The organism is Streptomyces sp. NPDC036984 (assembly GCF_055607665.1).
Window position 1 is genome coordinate 12,982 of record NZ_JBVJRL010000017.1, and the last position, 13,624, is coordinate 26,605.

The following is a 13,624-nucleotide window of genomic DNA, read 5'->3' on the forward strand; positions in this document are numbered from 1 at the left end:
GTGTCCGGAGGTGAGCGGCAGGGGGCCAATCGGGGGCTGATCTTCCGGGTCCGGGGCAGATGTCGGTGCCGGGCTTTAGGCTGGCCGGGTGTCCAAATCGCCGGTGAGAGCACAGGCCAAGGGGGCTGGGCGGGTGGTTGTACGTCGCGATTCCGCTGTGGGCGAACACGCTCCCGAAGGAAGTAGTAAAACGCGCAAATCGGCTAAAACGACTCCAGCGGTCGTGAAGCAGGCCGCGGAGAAGGTCACGCCCGTCGAGAAGGGCACGCCGGCCAAGAAGGCCGCACCGGTCAAGAAGATCGCCGTCAAGCCGCCGGCCGGCGAGTCCCGCACCGCCCTGGTCCGCCGCGCCCGCCGCATCAACCGCGAGCTGGCCGAGGTGTATCCGTACGCGCACCCCGAGCTGGACTTCGAGAACCCCTTCCAGCTGCTGGTCGCCACCGTGCTGTCGGCCCAGACCACCGACCTGCGCGTCAACCAGACCACCCCGGCGCTCTTCGCCAAGTACCCCACCCCCGAGGACCTCGCGGCCGCCAACCCGGAGGAGGTGGAGGAGATCCTGCGCCCCTGCGGCTTCTTCCGGGCCAAGACCAAGTCGGTCATAGGGCTGTCCAAGGCCCTCGCCGAGGAGTTCGGCGGCGAGGTGCCCGGGAAACTGGAGGACCTGGTCAAGCTGCCCGGCGTCGGCCGCAAGACCGCCTTCGTCGTCCTCGGCAACGCCTTCGGCCGGCCCGGGATCACCGTGGACACCCACTTCCAGCGGCTGGTGCGGCGCTGGCGGTGGACCGAGGAGACCGACCCCGACAAGATCGAGGCCGCCGTCGGCGCGCTCTTCCCGAAGAGCGACTGGACCGACCTGTCCCACCACGTGATCTGGCACGGCCGCCGTATCTGCCACGCCCGCAAGCCCGCCTGCGGCGCCTGCCCCATCGCCCCGCTCTGCCCGGCCTACGGCGAGGGCGAGACCGACCCGGAGAAGGCGAAGAAGCTCCTGAAGTACGAGAAGGGCGGCCTCCCGGGACAGCGCCTGAAGCCCCCGCAGTCCTACCTCGACGCGGGCGGCCGGCCGGCGCCGCCGCTGGGGGCCGCGTGACGGAACGATCTCGGGGCCCTCGGGCGTTGGAGAGGGCAGAGCGACGGGGGTGGCGATGACGAGGGCAAGCGAGACACAGGGCGGTCCGGTGACGCTCAGCAAGGAAGGGCTGCCGGACTGGCTGGACCCCGTCGCGCGGGTCGCCGAGACGGTCGAGCCGCTCCAGCTGAGCCGCTTCCTGCCGCCGGAGAACGGCTCGGGGCGGCAGTCGGCCGTGCTGATCCTGTTCGGCGAGGGCGAGCGCGGCCCCGAGCTGCTGCTCATGGAGCGCGCGGGCTCGCTGCGCTCGCACGCCGGCCAGCCGTCCTTCCCGGGTGGCGCGCTGGACCCGGAGGACGGCGATCCGCAGGGCGAGGGCCCCCTGCGCGCCGCGCTGCGCGAGGCCGAGGAGGAGACCGGGCTCGACCCGGCCGGCGTACAGCTCTTCGGTGTGCTGCCCCGGCTGTACATCCCGGTCAGCCGCTTCGTCGTCAGTCCCGTGCTCGGCTGGTGGCGCGAGCCCAGCCCGGTCGGCGTGGTCGACCCGAACGAGACCGCGCGGGTCTTCACCGTCCCCGTGGCGGATCTCACGGATCCCGCCAACCGCGCGACGGCCGTCCACCCCAGCGGTCACCGCGGTCCGGCGTTTCTGGTCGAATCAGCTCTGGTCTGGGGTTTCACCGCCGGGGTGATCGATCGCCTGCTGCACTTCGCCGGCTGGGAGCGCCCCTGGGACCGGCAGAAGCAGGTCCCTCTCGACTGGCACGCATGACAGGGTGTCGTACGTGAACGTGCTGGACATCCTCTTGCTGGTCGCGGCTGTGTGGTTCGCGGTGGTGGGCTACCGCCAGGGCTTCGTCGTCGGAATCCTGTCGGTGATCGGGTTCCTGGGCGGCGGTCTCGTCGCGGTGTATTCGCTGCCCGTCATCTGGGACGCCGCGACCGAGAAGGCGGAGGTCGGCACCACCGCCGCCGTCGTGGCCGTGGTCGTCGTCATCGTCTGCGCGTCCGTGGGGCAGGCCCTGACCACCCACCTCGGCAACAAGCTGCGCCGGTACATCACCTGGTCCCCGGCCCGCGCCCTGGACGCCACCGGCGGGGCGCTGGTCAACGTCGTCGCGATGCTCCTGGTCGCCTGGCTGATCGGCTCCGCCCTGGCCGGTACGACGCTGCCGACGCTCGGCAAGGAGGTCCGCGGCTCCAAGGTGCTCCTCGGGGTGTCCCGGGCGCTGCCCGCGCAGGCCGACACCTGGTTCGCGGACTTCTCCTCCGTCCTCGCGCAGAACGGCTTCCCGCAGGTCTTCAGCCCGTTCTCGGACGAGCCGATCAAGGACGTGCAGCCGCCGGACCCGGCCCTCGCGGGCGGCCCGGTCGCCTCTCGCGCCCAGCGCTCCATCGTCAAGGTCACCGGCACCGCCCAGAGCTGCGGCAAGGTCCTGGAGGGCACCGGCTTCGTCTTCGCCGACCGCCGCGTGATGACCAACGCGCACGTCGTCGGCGGCGTCGACGCCCCGAGGGTGCAGATAGGCGGAGAGGGCCGCAAGTACGACGCGAAGGTCGTGCTGTACGACTGGAAGCGCGACATCGCGGTACTCGACGTACCGGACCTGCGGACGACCGCGCTCCGGTTCACCACCGACGACGCGGCCGGCGGCGACGGCGCCATCGTCGCGGGCTTCCCGGAGAACGGCGCGTACGACGTGCGGGCCGCGCGCGTGCGCGGGCGCATCACGGCCAACGGCCCGGACATCTACCACCGCGGTACGGTTCGCCGCGACGTCTACTCCCTGTACACCACCGTCCGCCAGGGCAACTCCGGCGGCCCGCTGCTCACCCCGGACGGCAAGGTGTACGGCGTGGTGTTCGCCAAGTCCCTCGACGACGCGGACACCGGCTACGCCCTGACGGCGGACGAGATCGAGGCCGACATCGAGCGGGGGCGTACGGCGAACGAGCAGGTGGGTACGGACAGCTGCGCCCTCTGAGACGGCGCGGCGGCGGTCAGCCCCGCGGGTGACGCAGGCGCACCGAGACCCAACGGGCCCGGCGGCGCAGGATGCGCGGAATTCCCACCCTCGGGTCCGCTTCCGCGAGTTGCGGGGTGCCTCGCTGAGGCGTGCTCAGGCCCGTGGCCGAGCGGCGGTTGCGGGGTGCGTCACTGTAGTCGTGCGTCCAGCCCATACCCCGACGTCTGCCCCCGCCCCAAGGTCGATAACCTCCCGTGCGCCCCCCAATTGGCCTATGCGGCGGGCATGTGGCCGTTCGAGGGACAGGTGTTCCGGAACCGACTGCTCCAGGCGTCGGTCCGTCAGCGCCGGGTCAGGCCGCTCGCCTTGCTCGGACGGGCCGAACCGCTCCGCGTCCGGTCACCTGTCGGGCTCGGGGTCCTTCAGCCAGTTGATCAGCTCGGTGGAGAAGGCGGCCGGGTCCTCCTCGTGTGGGAAGTGGCCGAGGCCGTCGAACAGCCGCCAGCGGTACGGCGCTTCGACGTACTCGCCGGAACCGGCCGCGCTGCGCGTACGGGTCGCCGGGTCCAGCGAGCCGTGCAGATGCAGGGTCGGCACCCGCACCGGCCGCTTCATGCGGCGGTAGAACTGCACGCCGTCCGGGCGGGCCAGCGAGCGCACCAGCCAGCGGTACGGCTCGATCGAGCAGTGCGCCGTGGACGGGATGCACATCGCCCGCTGGTACGTCTCCACGTCCGCGTCCTCCGGCAGCCGCGGCCCGGACCAGTCCCGGATCAGCCGGCCCACCAGCGCGCCGCCGTCGGCGGTCAGTTGACGCTCCGGGAGCCACGGTCGCTGGAAGCCCCAGATGTAGGAGTTGGCGGCCGTCTGCCGGGCGTCCCGCAGCATCGCCGCGCGCCAGCGCCGCGGATGCGGCATGGACACCACGGCGAGGCGCCGGACGAGCTTGGGCCGCATGGCCGCCGCCGTCCACGCCAGATAGCCGCCGAGGTCGTGGCCGACCAGCGCGGCGTCCGGCTCGCCGAGCGAGCGGATCACACCGGTGACGTCCAGGGCGAGGTTGGCGGGGTCGTACCCGCGGGGCGTGCGGTCGCTGCCGCCGACGCCCCGCAGGTCCATCGCCACCGCCCGGTAGCCCGCGTCGGCGAGCGCGACCAGCTGGTGCCGCCACGTCCACCAGAACTGCGGGAAGCCGTGCAGGAGCAGCACCAGGGGGCCGTCACCCAGCTCGGCGATGTGGAAGCGGGCGCCGTTGGCGGCGACATCCCGGTGCGTGATCCGCGTCCCGTCCGGGAGGTCGATCCGCACGGGGGAGAGGGCGGCGGGGTCCGTCATGACGACGAGCGTGCCACAGCCTCGATGGCCTCGGGAGCCCGGTCCTCGGGCAGCTCCGGGCGCGGGTGCGGCTTGGCGTTCTGCAGGACGCCCGCCGTCTGCTTCATCGAGGCGGCCACCTTCTGCGGGCCCTGCCCCTTCTTGGCCTTCTTCGCGAACGTCACGCCGATGAGCGCGAGGAGGCCGGCGACCAGCACGTTGGCCGCGAAGGACAGCACGAAGCAGATCGCCAGGTTCCAGTGGCTCCAGGTGCGAATGCCGTACGCCAGGGCGAAGTTGAGCATCGGCAGGGAGAACACCAGGACCGCGCCTGCCATCGAGAAGGCGCCGCCGCTCATCGCGCCGCGCTTCACGTCCTGCTTCAGCTGGGCCTTGGCCAGCGCGATCTCGTCATGCACCAGCGCCGACAATTCGGTCGTCGCCGAGGCGACCAGCTGGCCGATGCTGCGTTCGGCGCCGACCGGGCTGCCGTCGGGTGCGCTCATCGCGTTCTCCCTCAGAGGTCTCTCGTGCCGCACGTGTGCTGCTCCGGACGGCCGTGTGCTCGTACGGCCGTCCGGGCAGCCGTCGTGCGTGTGCGGCCGTCTAGTTTTGTACCGTCTCGTCAGATCATGCCGGACGGTTGCCTTCCTCGCCTGCCCCGCCCGGCACTTCCGCAAGCCGGTTTCGTGCCGCGGCCGCCCGCTCGGCGGCGAGGCGCCGGTGTTCGGCGGCCTTCCGCTCGTGGATCTCGGCCATGCGGAGGTGGTACGCCGGGTCGTCCTGTTCGTAGATGTCCGGAATGCCGTCGAGGTCCTCGTCGCGCTCCTCGTCCTCGCACAGCCTGCGGTAGCGGGCGTTGCGTATCTTCAGCAGCACCGTCGCCCCCACCGCCGCGATGAGCGAGCCGGTCAGGACGGCCGCCTTCACCTCGTCGGTGAGCACGGCGTCGCCCTCGAAGGCCAGCTCGCCGATGAGCAGCGAGACCGTGAAGCCGATGCCGGCGAGCGACGCCACCGCGAAGACGTCGGCCCATTCCAGGTCCTCGCTGAGCTGCGCGCGGGTGAAACGGGCGGTCAGCCAGGTGCCGCCGAAGATGCCGGCCGTCTTGCCCACGACCAGGCCGAGCACGACCCCGAGCGTCTCGGGCTTGGTGAACACGTCGCCGAGCGCCCCGCCGGATATCGACACACCAGCGCTGAACAGCGCGAACAGCGGTACGGCGAGCCCGGCCGACAGGGGCCGCACCAGGTGCTCCAGGTGCTCGCCCGGCGAACGCTGCTCACCCTCCCGGGTGGTGCAGCGCAGCATCAGGCCCATCGCCACGCCGGCGATCGTGGCGTGCACGCCGCTGTTGTACATCAGCGCCCAGACGACGACGGCGAGCGGCACGTACACGTACCAGCCGCGCACACCCCGGCGCAGCAGCAGCCAGAAGACCGCGAGACCGGCGGCGGCCCCGCCGAGCGCGGCGAAGTTCAGCCGGTCGGTGAAGAAGATCGCGATGATCAGGATCGCGAAGAGGTCGTCGACGACCGCCAGGGTGAGCAGGAAGGCGCGCAGGGCGCTGGGCAACGAGGTGCCGATGACCGCGAGGGCGGCGAGCGCGAAGGCGATGTCGGTGGCGGTGGGCACCGCCCAGCCCTGTGTGGAGCCGCCCCCGGCGAGGTTGGTGAGGGTGTAGACGAGGGCCGGTACGGCCATCCCGCACAACGCGGCCACCACGGGCAGCACGGCCGCCCTGGGGTCGCGCAGGTCGCCCGCGACCAGCTCGCGCTTGAGCTCGATGCCCGCGACGAAGAAGAACACGGCGAGCAGGCCGTCGGCGGCCCAGTGGGCCACGGAGAGGTGCAGACCGAGGTCGGCGGGGCCGAGGTGGAAGGTGCTGACGCTCGCGTAGCTGGGTCGCAGGGCGGGGATGTTCGCCCAGACCAGCGCGGCGACGGCGGCGAGGAGCAGCAGTACACCGCCGACGGTCTCGGTGCGCAGCGCGTCCGCGACGAAGGTGCGCTCGGGCAGGGACAGACGGTCGAAGACCTTGCGCGGGGTGGTGCGGGCGCGGGGCGCGGTCACGGGAGACCTCCGGAGGCAGGCGGAACTCACATGCCGACCAGACTTCCCGGCGCACCTGTGGTGTCGCGTCCAACGACACTTTGCTTAGTTTACCTAAACTGGCGCGCGCCGGGTCCGGTGATCTTCACCGTAGACGCCCGTGGGGCACCCGGCACGTCAGACGGACGGGTGCCCCACGCGGCGCGGCTCAGTCCTCCGGGTGCGCTCAGTCCTCGCCGGCCGTCGTGGGCAGCTTGGCCTGGATCAGGTCCATGACCGTGGAGTCGGTCAGCGTCGTGACGTCACCGAGCTGGCGGTTCTCGGCGACGTCCCGCAGCAGGCGGCGCATGATCTTGCCGGAGCGGGTCTTGGGCAGCTCGGCGACCGGCAGGATCCGCTTGGGCTTGGCGATCGGGCCAAGCGTGGCGCCGACGTGGCCTCGCAGCTCGCCGATGAGCGCCTCGTCCTCCGACGCCGTGCCGCGCAGGATGACGAACGCGACGATGGCCTGGCCGGTGGTCTCGTCCGCGGCGCCGACGACGGCGGCCTCGGCGACCGACGGGTGGGAGACGAGCGCCGACTCCACCTCGGTGGTGGAGATGTTGTGCCCCGAGACGAGCATCACGTCGTCCACCCGGCCCAGCAGCCAGATGTCCCCGTCGTCGTCCTTTTTCGCCCCGTCGCCGGCGAAGTACTTGCCCTCGAAACGGGACCAGTAGGTGTCGATGAACCGCTGGTCGTCGCCCCAGATGGTGCGCAGCATCGAGGGCCACGGCTCGGTCAGCACCAGGTAGCCACCGCCGCCGTTCGGCACCTCGCTCGCCTCGTCGTCGACGACGGTCGCGCTGATGCCGGGCAGCGGACGCTGTGCCGAACCGGGCTTGGCCTCGGTGACGCCGGGCAGCGGCGAGATCATCATGGCGCCGGTCTCGGTCTGCCACCAGGTGTCCACGACCGGGGTCCGGTCGGCACCGATGTGCTTGCGGTACCAGACCCACGCCTCGGGGTTGATCGGCTCGCCGACCGAGCCCAGGACACGCAGGCTGCTCAGGTCGAACTTGGCGGGGATGTCGTCGCCCCACTTCATGAACGTCCGGATCGCGGTCGGCGCGGTGTAGAGGATCGTGACCTTGTACTTCTGCACGATCTCCCAGAACCGGCCCTGGTGCGGGGTGTCCGGCGTGCCCTCGTACATCACCTGCGTCGCGCCGTTGGCCAGCGGGCCGTACACGATGTACGAGTGCCCGGTGACCCAGCCGACGTCGGCCGTGCACCAGTACACGTCCGTCTCCGGCTTGAGGTCGAACACCGCCCAGTGGGTGTAGGCCGCCTGGGTGAGGTAGCCGCCGGAGGTGTGCAGGATGCCCTTCGGCTTCCCCGTCGTCCCGGAGGTGTAGAGGATGAACAGCGGGTGCTCCGCCTCGAACGCCTCCGGGGTGTGTGCGGCGGACTGCCGCTCCACCAGCTCGTGCCACCACACGTCCCGCTCGCCGTTCCAGACCACCTCCTGCCCGGTACGGCGCACCACGAGCACGTGCTCGACGTTGTCCACCTTGCCGATCGCCTCGTCCACGGCCGGCTTGAGCGCGGACGGCTTGCCGCGCCGGTAGCCGCCGTCGGCGGTGATGACGACCTTGGCGTCCGCGTCCTGGATCCGGGTCGCGAGCGCGTCCGCCGAGAAGCCGCCGAAGACCACCGAGTGCGCCGCGCCGATCCGGGCCGAGGCCAGCATCGCGATCGCGGTCTCCGGGATCATCGGCATGTAGATGGCGACCCGGTCGCCCTTCCGCACGCCCAGCTCCAGCAGGGCGTTGGCGGCCTTGGAGACCTCGTCCTTCAGCTCCGCGTAGGTGATCGCGCGGCTGTCACCGGGCTCACCCTCGAAGTGGATGGCTACGCGGTCCCCGTGCCCGGCCTCCACATGCCGGTCCACGCAGTTGTACGCGACGTTCAGCTCGCCGTCCGCGAACCACTTCGCGAACGGCGGGTTCGACCAGTCCAGCGTCTCGGTCGGTTCCTTGGCCCAGGTCAGCCGGCGGGCCTGCTCGGCCCAGAAGCCGAGCCTGTCAGCCTTGGCCTGTTCATACGCCTCCGCGGTGACGTTGGCATGTGCGGCCAGGTCGGCGGGCGGCGCGAACCTGCGTTCTTCCCTGAGCAGGTTGGCCAGGCTCTCGTTGCTCACGACATCTCCCTTTCGAAGGGTGTCCGTTGTGTCCCAGGCCACAGCTCATCAGACGCGGGGGGCCGATGACAAGGGTCGACCGCAAAATTGGTTTAGACCTGTCCGAAGCTCGGTGCCCGCACCCGTCCGCGCGCCTGTCCACCTCCCCCGACACCTTCCGTGACCTCCTCGAACACCGTTGCTCCTTCCGCTCCCGCGAGCAGGTAGGCCTGCGCCTCGCCCACGTGGAAGTACATGCCGTGCAACTCCAATTCACCCCTGGCCAGCGCCCGGGCGACCGGACCGTGCGCCCGCAGGTGCGCCAGCTGCTGGACCACGTTGGTCAGGCACAGCTCCTCCACCGCGTCCGCGGGGGCCCGCCCGGCCAGCCGCGGCCCGTCGTGGTGGTCGCCGGCCACCCGCGCCAGACTCGGCAGCCCGTGCCGCAGCCACCGCCGCAGCGGGGTGTCCCCGCTCCTTCCATGGCCGGCTCCCGCGGTCAGCAGCGCCTGCATCGCCCCGCACCCGGAGTGCCCGCACACCGTGACGGAGCGCACGCCGAGCACCTCCACCGCGTACTCGATGGCGGCGGCCACCGAGTCGTCGCCGTGCTCCTCACCCGGCGGCGGCACCAGGTTGCCGACGTTGCGGACGACGAACAGATCCCCGGGACCACTGGCGGTGATCATCGATGTGACGAGCCGGGAGTCGGCGCAGGTGAGGAAGAGCTGCGCCGGTCGCTGGCCCTCCCGGGCGAGCCGCGCCAGCTCCTCCCGCACCAGCGGCGCGGTGTTCCGCTGGAACGAGCTGATGCCACGCGCCAGTTCATGCCCGGCCTCCCGCCCTGCCGGAGCGGTGGGTGCCCCGGCGAAGCAGGCCTGGTGATTGCGCCAGGGCGTCCAGGGCCGGCACCGGCACTCGGCGGCCGCGGCCTGCCCGGCGGTCCGGATTCCGCCGCGCCGGCCCGCCAGCTCGGCCGTGCCTCCTCGCGCGGTGTGGGCACTGCGCCAGTCCTGAAGCGACTCGTACGCCGCGTGGTCCATGAAAGAACTGTCCAACTCCACGACGACGTGGGCGCCTTGGGGTACGAGATGCAGGGCTCTGCTGAGCCGGGGCACCGCGAGGAAGGTCAGCTGGCCTCGGACGTGTACGTGATGGACTCCTTCCTTCTCTTCGCGGGTGATGCGGGTGCGGGCGAGGCGGTGCAGGGCGACGGCGACCGCCATGGCGATTCCGAGGAGCACGCCCTGGAGGACGCCGAGGAGCACCACGCCGAGTGTGGTCGCGGCGTAGACCAGCACTTCGCGGTGGCGTGTCACCGTGCGGATGTGGTGCAGGGACACCATCTGGATACCGACGGCCATCACCAGGGCGGCGAGGGAGGCGAGCGGGATCTCCTCCAGGATCGGGACCATCAGCAGCGCGGCGACTACTACGAAAACGCCGTGCAGCATCGTGGAGTTCCGGCTCACGGCACCTGAATTCACATTCGCGGTACTGCGCACCGCCACCCCGGCGACCGGCAGCCCGCCGAGCGCCCCGGAGACGATGTTGGCGGCGCCCTGGCCCAGCAGCTCGCGGTCCAGATCGGAACGGCCGACGCGGGCCGGGGGGCCGGGGCGGGCGGCGACCAGCTTGTCCACGGCCACCGCGCCGAGCAGCGACTGCACGCTGCACACCAGGGTGGTGGTGAGCACGGCGGCCGCGACGCCGGGCGCCGGACCCTCGGGGAGGCCGGCCAGGGCGTGACTGTGCCAGGACGGCAGCTCCACCCGGGGCAGGGACAGCCCGGCGAGGGCGGCGGTCGCGGCGGCCGTGGTGACGGCGACGAGCGCGGCCGGCACCGTGCGCAGCAGCCGGCCCGCACGGCCGGGCAGCCGCGGCCAGGCCAGCAGCAGGGCCAGGGTCAGCGCGCTCATCGACACGGCGCCGGGATGCAGGTCGGCCAACTGGGCGGGCAGATCCCGCAGATTGGCGAGGACGGAGCTGTCCGGGCTGCCGCCGAGGACGATGTGCAGCTGGGCGACGGCGATGGTGATGCCGATGCCGGCGAGCATGCCGTGCACCACGGCCGGGCTGACCGCGAGCGCGCCGCGCGCCACCCGCAGACAGCCGAGGCCGAGCTGGGCGAGGCCGGCGAGGACGGTGATGCCGCAGGTGGCCCGCCAGCCGTAACGGTGGATCAGATCGGCGGTGACCACGGTCAGGCCGGCGGCGGGCCCGCTGACCTGGAGGGGGCAGCCGCCGAGCCGGCCGGCGACGAGGCCGCCGACCGCGGCGGCGACCAGGCCGGCCTGGAGCGGGGCACCGGTGGCGAGGGCGATGCCGAGGGAGAGCGGCAGGGCGATCAGGAAGACCGCGACGGCCGCGGACAGGTCGGCGCCCTCGACGGGGAAGCGGCGGCGCCTTGGCGCGGGGCTGTGGGGTGGGTGGGAGTGCTGGGTGTGAGGGGGTGCGCAGGCTGACATGTTCCCGTCTCCTCCGGGGCGGCGCGGTCGCGGACTGGGTGGTGCCCGCTGTGATGGGCGGACTCGGTCGCGGCCGTGGGTCACGGCATGCATGGCGGGATGGATCAACGCTCGGTAAAAGAACCGTAATGCAAAGTAAAGGCAGAGCATAACTTTACGGGGCAAATGGGGTAGAGGGTCGCCCGCAGGAGTGAAGTAATCATTTGATCGGCTTGTCGTACTAATTCCTTCTCGGTCCCGTGCGACCTTGGCGGCGCTGTCGGCACAAACCCGGCAGATCGCCAGAAACAGCCCTCGTCAGGGTTTGCCTGAGAGAAGGAAGAAGGTGGGCGGAAGATGGCCGCCACCCAGAGGATCGCCGTCGGCGCCGTGGCCGCCGCGGCCTGTGCGGCGTCGCTCGCCGGTTGCGGGACCGGCTCCGACGGCACGAAGGAAGGGGCGTCCGGCCCGGAGCAGGGGGCGCCGGCACCCGGCAGCGTGGTCCGGCTGATCGGTGACGGCTCCACCGCGTACACCGGCGGCCAGCCGCATCTGCCCAGCCCCGAACGGCTGGAGCCCGGTCAGAAGCCCCCGCAGTTCGTCGTCTTCTCCTGGGACGGCGCGGGCGAGGACAGCCAGCGGCTCTTCTCGCACTTCCGCAAGGTCGCCAAGGAGAACCACGCCACCATGACGTACTTCCTCAGCGGCGTGTACATGCTGCCCGAGGAGAAGCGTGACCTGTACAGGCCGCCACAGCACTCGCCGGGCCGCTCCGACATCGGCTTCAACGACGAGCAGGGCATCGCCGACACCCTCAAGCAGGTGCGGCTGGCCTGGCTGGAGGGCAACGAGATCGGCACCCACTTCAACGGCCACTTCTGCGGGCCCGACGGCGGGGTCGGCACCTGGTCGGTGGACGAGTGGAAGAGCGAGATCGCCCAGGCCAAGGAGTTCGTGAAGTCCTGGAAGACCAACACCGGCATGAAACAGGCGACCCCGCTGCCCTTCGACTACGACAAGGAGCTGATCGGCGCCCGCACTCCCTGCCTGGAAGGCCGGAACAACTTCACGAAGGCCGCTCGCCGGCTTGGCTTCCGCTACGACTCCAGCGGGGTCAACGACCAGGTGTGGCCCAAGAAGAGGGAGGGCTTGTGGGACCTGTCGATGCAGCTGGTGCCCTTCCCCGGCCACACCTATGAGCAGCTGACCATGGACTACAACTTCATGGTCAACCAGTCCGGCACCGAGACCCAGGGCGACCCCGACATGTTCGACTACTGGGGCGACCAGATGCGCGACGGCCTCCTCAAGGGCTTCTACCGCGCCTACGACGGCAACCGCGCGCCCCTGATCATCGGCAACCACTTCGAGTCCTGGAACGGCGGAACCTACATGCGTGCCATCGAAGAGGTGGTGAAGGAGGTGTGCACCAAGCCCGAGGTGCGCTGTGTCTCCTTCCACCAGCTGGTCGACTGGCTGGACGCCCAGGACCCGCACACGCTGGCCAGGCTGCGCACCCTGGAGGTGGGCGAGGCGCCCCGGCAGGGCTGGGCGTCCTTCCTGTCCGGTCGCCCGGCTCCGGCGCCCAAGGGCGTGCCCGGGGCGCCGGCGGTCAAGCAGTAGGCGTCATACGGGGGTCGCCACGCTCTCGCCGAGCACGAAATGGGGGTCGACCTGCGCCGCCAGGTCGGCCCCGGTGCGCTCGTTGCCCCAGGACTCGGCGTTCTTCAGGTGGAAGTGCACCATCTGACGGGTGTAGCGCTCCCAGTCGCGCTGCTCGTAGGTGGCGTCGGCGGTGGCCCGAAGCGCGGCCAGGGCTCGGGTGTTGGCCTCCCCCAGGAGATCGAACCGGGGCGGGCGGCCCTTCTCCATGGCGCGCACCCAGTCCGAGCGCCCGACCGTCACGAGCAGGTCGTCCCCGACCTCCCCGCGCAGGAAGTCGATGTCGTCCTGTTCCTGGATCTTGTTGCCGACGACCTTCAGGGCGACGCCGAAGTCGCGGGCGTACTCCTTGTACTGGCGGTAGACGGAGACCCCCTTCCGGGTCGGCTCGGCGACGAGGAACGTCATGTCGAAGCGGGTGAACATGCCGGAGGCGAAGGAGTCCGAACCGGCCGTCATGTCGACCACCACGTACTCGTCGGGGCCGTCGACCAGGTGGTTCAGGAACAGCTCCACCGCGCCCGTCTTGGAGTGGTAGCAGGCGACCCCCAGGTCGGCGTCCGTGAAGGGGCCCGTGACCATCAAACGGACGGCGCCGCCGTCGAGTTCCACCGGGCGCGCGCAGGCGTCGTAGACCGGGTTGGGCTCCCGCACCCGGACCAGCCGCGAGCCCTCGCCCGGCGGGGTCGTCTTGATCATCGTCGCGGCCGAGGCGATGCGCGGGTTGGTGCCGCGCAGGTAGTCCTTGATCAGCGGGAGCCGCTCGCCCATGGCGGGCAGCGCCGCCGCCTCCGTCTCGTCCAGGCCGAGCGCGGGACCGAGGTGCTGGTTGATGTCCGCGTCGATGGCGACCACCGGGGCGCCGGCGGCGGCGAGATGGCGGATGAACAGGGAGGAGAGCGTCGTCTTGCCGCTGCCGCCCTTCCCGACGAAAGCAATTTTCATGTTC

11 protein-coding genes are annotated in these 13,624 nt (G+C 71.2%); 4 read left to right on the forward strand and 7 right to left on the reverse strand.

Annotated elements, in window-relative coordinates:
- Window positions 1–133: 133 nt before the first annotated feature.
- Genes nth through ACZ7DL_RS27405 form a run of 3 tightly spaced genes read left to right on the forward strand, consistent with a single transcriptional unit; the run spans window position 134 to window position 3,057 of the window.
- On the forward strand, window positions 134–1,093 hold the full coding sequence (gene nth, locus ACZ7DL_RS27395; protein WP_470778226.1) for an endonuclease III: 960 nt from the start codon (window positions 134–136) through the stop codon (window positions 1,091–1,093).
- A 55-nt stretch (window positions 1,094–1,148) separates the two neighbouring features.
- Window positions 1,149–1,844, forward strand: coding sequence for an NUDIX hydrolase (locus ACZ7DL_RS27400; RefSeq protein ID WP_470777994.1), 696 nt, complete (start codon window positions 1,149–1,151; stop codon window positions 1,842–1,844).
- A 13-nt stretch (window positions 1,845–1,857) separates the two neighbouring features.
- Entirely contained in the window at window positions 1,858–3,057 is a 1,200-nt protein-coding gene (locus ACZ7DL_RS27405; RefSeq protein ID WP_470777996.1) for a MarP family serine protease, read from the forward strand.
- 16 nt (window positions 3,058–3,073) lie between these two features.
- Here the strand turns inward: ACZ7DL_RS27405 and ACZ7DL_RS27410 are convergent, their stop codons facing one another.
- The 6 genes from ACZ7DL_RS27410 to ACZ7DL_RS27435 form a co-directional block, all read right to left on the reverse strand.
- Window positions 3,074–3,253 carry a hypothetical protein gene (locus ACZ7DL_RS27410; RefSeq protein WP_358645516.1) on the reverse strand — a complete coding sequence of 60 codons (180 nt, stop codon included), beginning with the start codon at window positions 3,251–3,253 and terminating at the stop codon, window positions 3,074–3,076.
- A 185-nt stretch (window positions 3,254–3,438) separates the two neighbouring features.
- Window positions 3,439–4,374: an alpha/beta fold hydrolase gene (locus tag ACZ7DL_RS27415; protein ID WP_470777998.1), complete on the reverse strand. Its 936-nt coding sequence runs from the start codon at window positions 4,372–4,374 to the stop codon at window positions 3,439–3,441.
- Window positions 4,371–4,859: a phage holin family protein gene (locus ACZ7DL_RS27420; RefSeq protein ID WP_470778000.1), complete on the reverse strand. Its 489-nt coding sequence runs from the start codon at window positions 4,857–4,859 to the stop codon at window positions 4,371–4,373. The genes ACZ7DL_RS27415 and ACZ7DL_RS27420 overlap by 4 nt, the downstream gene beginning before the upstream one ends.
- A 124-nt stretch (window positions 4,860–4,983) precedes the next feature.
- A complete protein-coding gene (nhaA, locus tag ACZ7DL_RS27425; protein ID WP_470778001.1) occupies window positions 4,984–6,426 on the reverse strand; it encodes a Na+/H+ antiporter NhaA in 1,443 nt (480 codons plus the stop codon).
- Between the two features lie 205 nt (window positions 6,427–6,631).
- The gene (acs, locus tag ACZ7DL_RS27430) at window positions 6,632–8,587 is read right to left on the reverse strand and encodes an acetate--CoA ligase (protein WP_470778002.1); all 1,956 of its coding nucleotides are present in this window, start codon (window positions 8,585–8,587) and stop codon (window positions 6,632–6,634) included.
- Between the two features lie 92 nt (window positions 8,588–8,679).
- Window positions 8,680–11,034: a bifunctional SulP family inorganic anion transporter/carbonic anhydrase gene (locus ACZ7DL_RS27435; RefSeq protein WP_470778005.1), complete on the reverse strand. Its 2,355-nt coding sequence runs from the start codon at window positions 11,032–11,034 to the stop codon at window positions 8,680–8,682.
- A gap of 336 nt (window positions 11,035–11,370) precedes the next feature.
- Here ACZ7DL_RS27435 and ACZ7DL_RS27440 point away from each other — a divergent pair, with 336 nt between their 5' ends.
- Entirely contained in the window at window positions 11,371–12,636 is a 1,266-nt protein-coding gene (locus ACZ7DL_RS27440; protein WP_470778006.1) for a polysaccharide deacetylase family protein, read from the forward strand.
- Between the two features lie 3 nt (window positions 12,637–12,639).
- Here ACZ7DL_RS27440 and ACZ7DL_RS27445 read toward each other — a convergent pair whose 3' ends face one another.
- Window positions 12,640–13,620 carry an ATP-binding protein gene (locus ACZ7DL_RS27445; RefSeq protein WP_470778007.1) on the reverse strand — a complete coding sequence of 327 codons (981 nt, stop codon included), beginning with the start codon at window positions 13,618–13,620 and terminating at the stop codon, window positions 12,640–12,642.
- Between the last annotated feature and the right edge of the window lie 4 nt (window positions 13,621–13,624).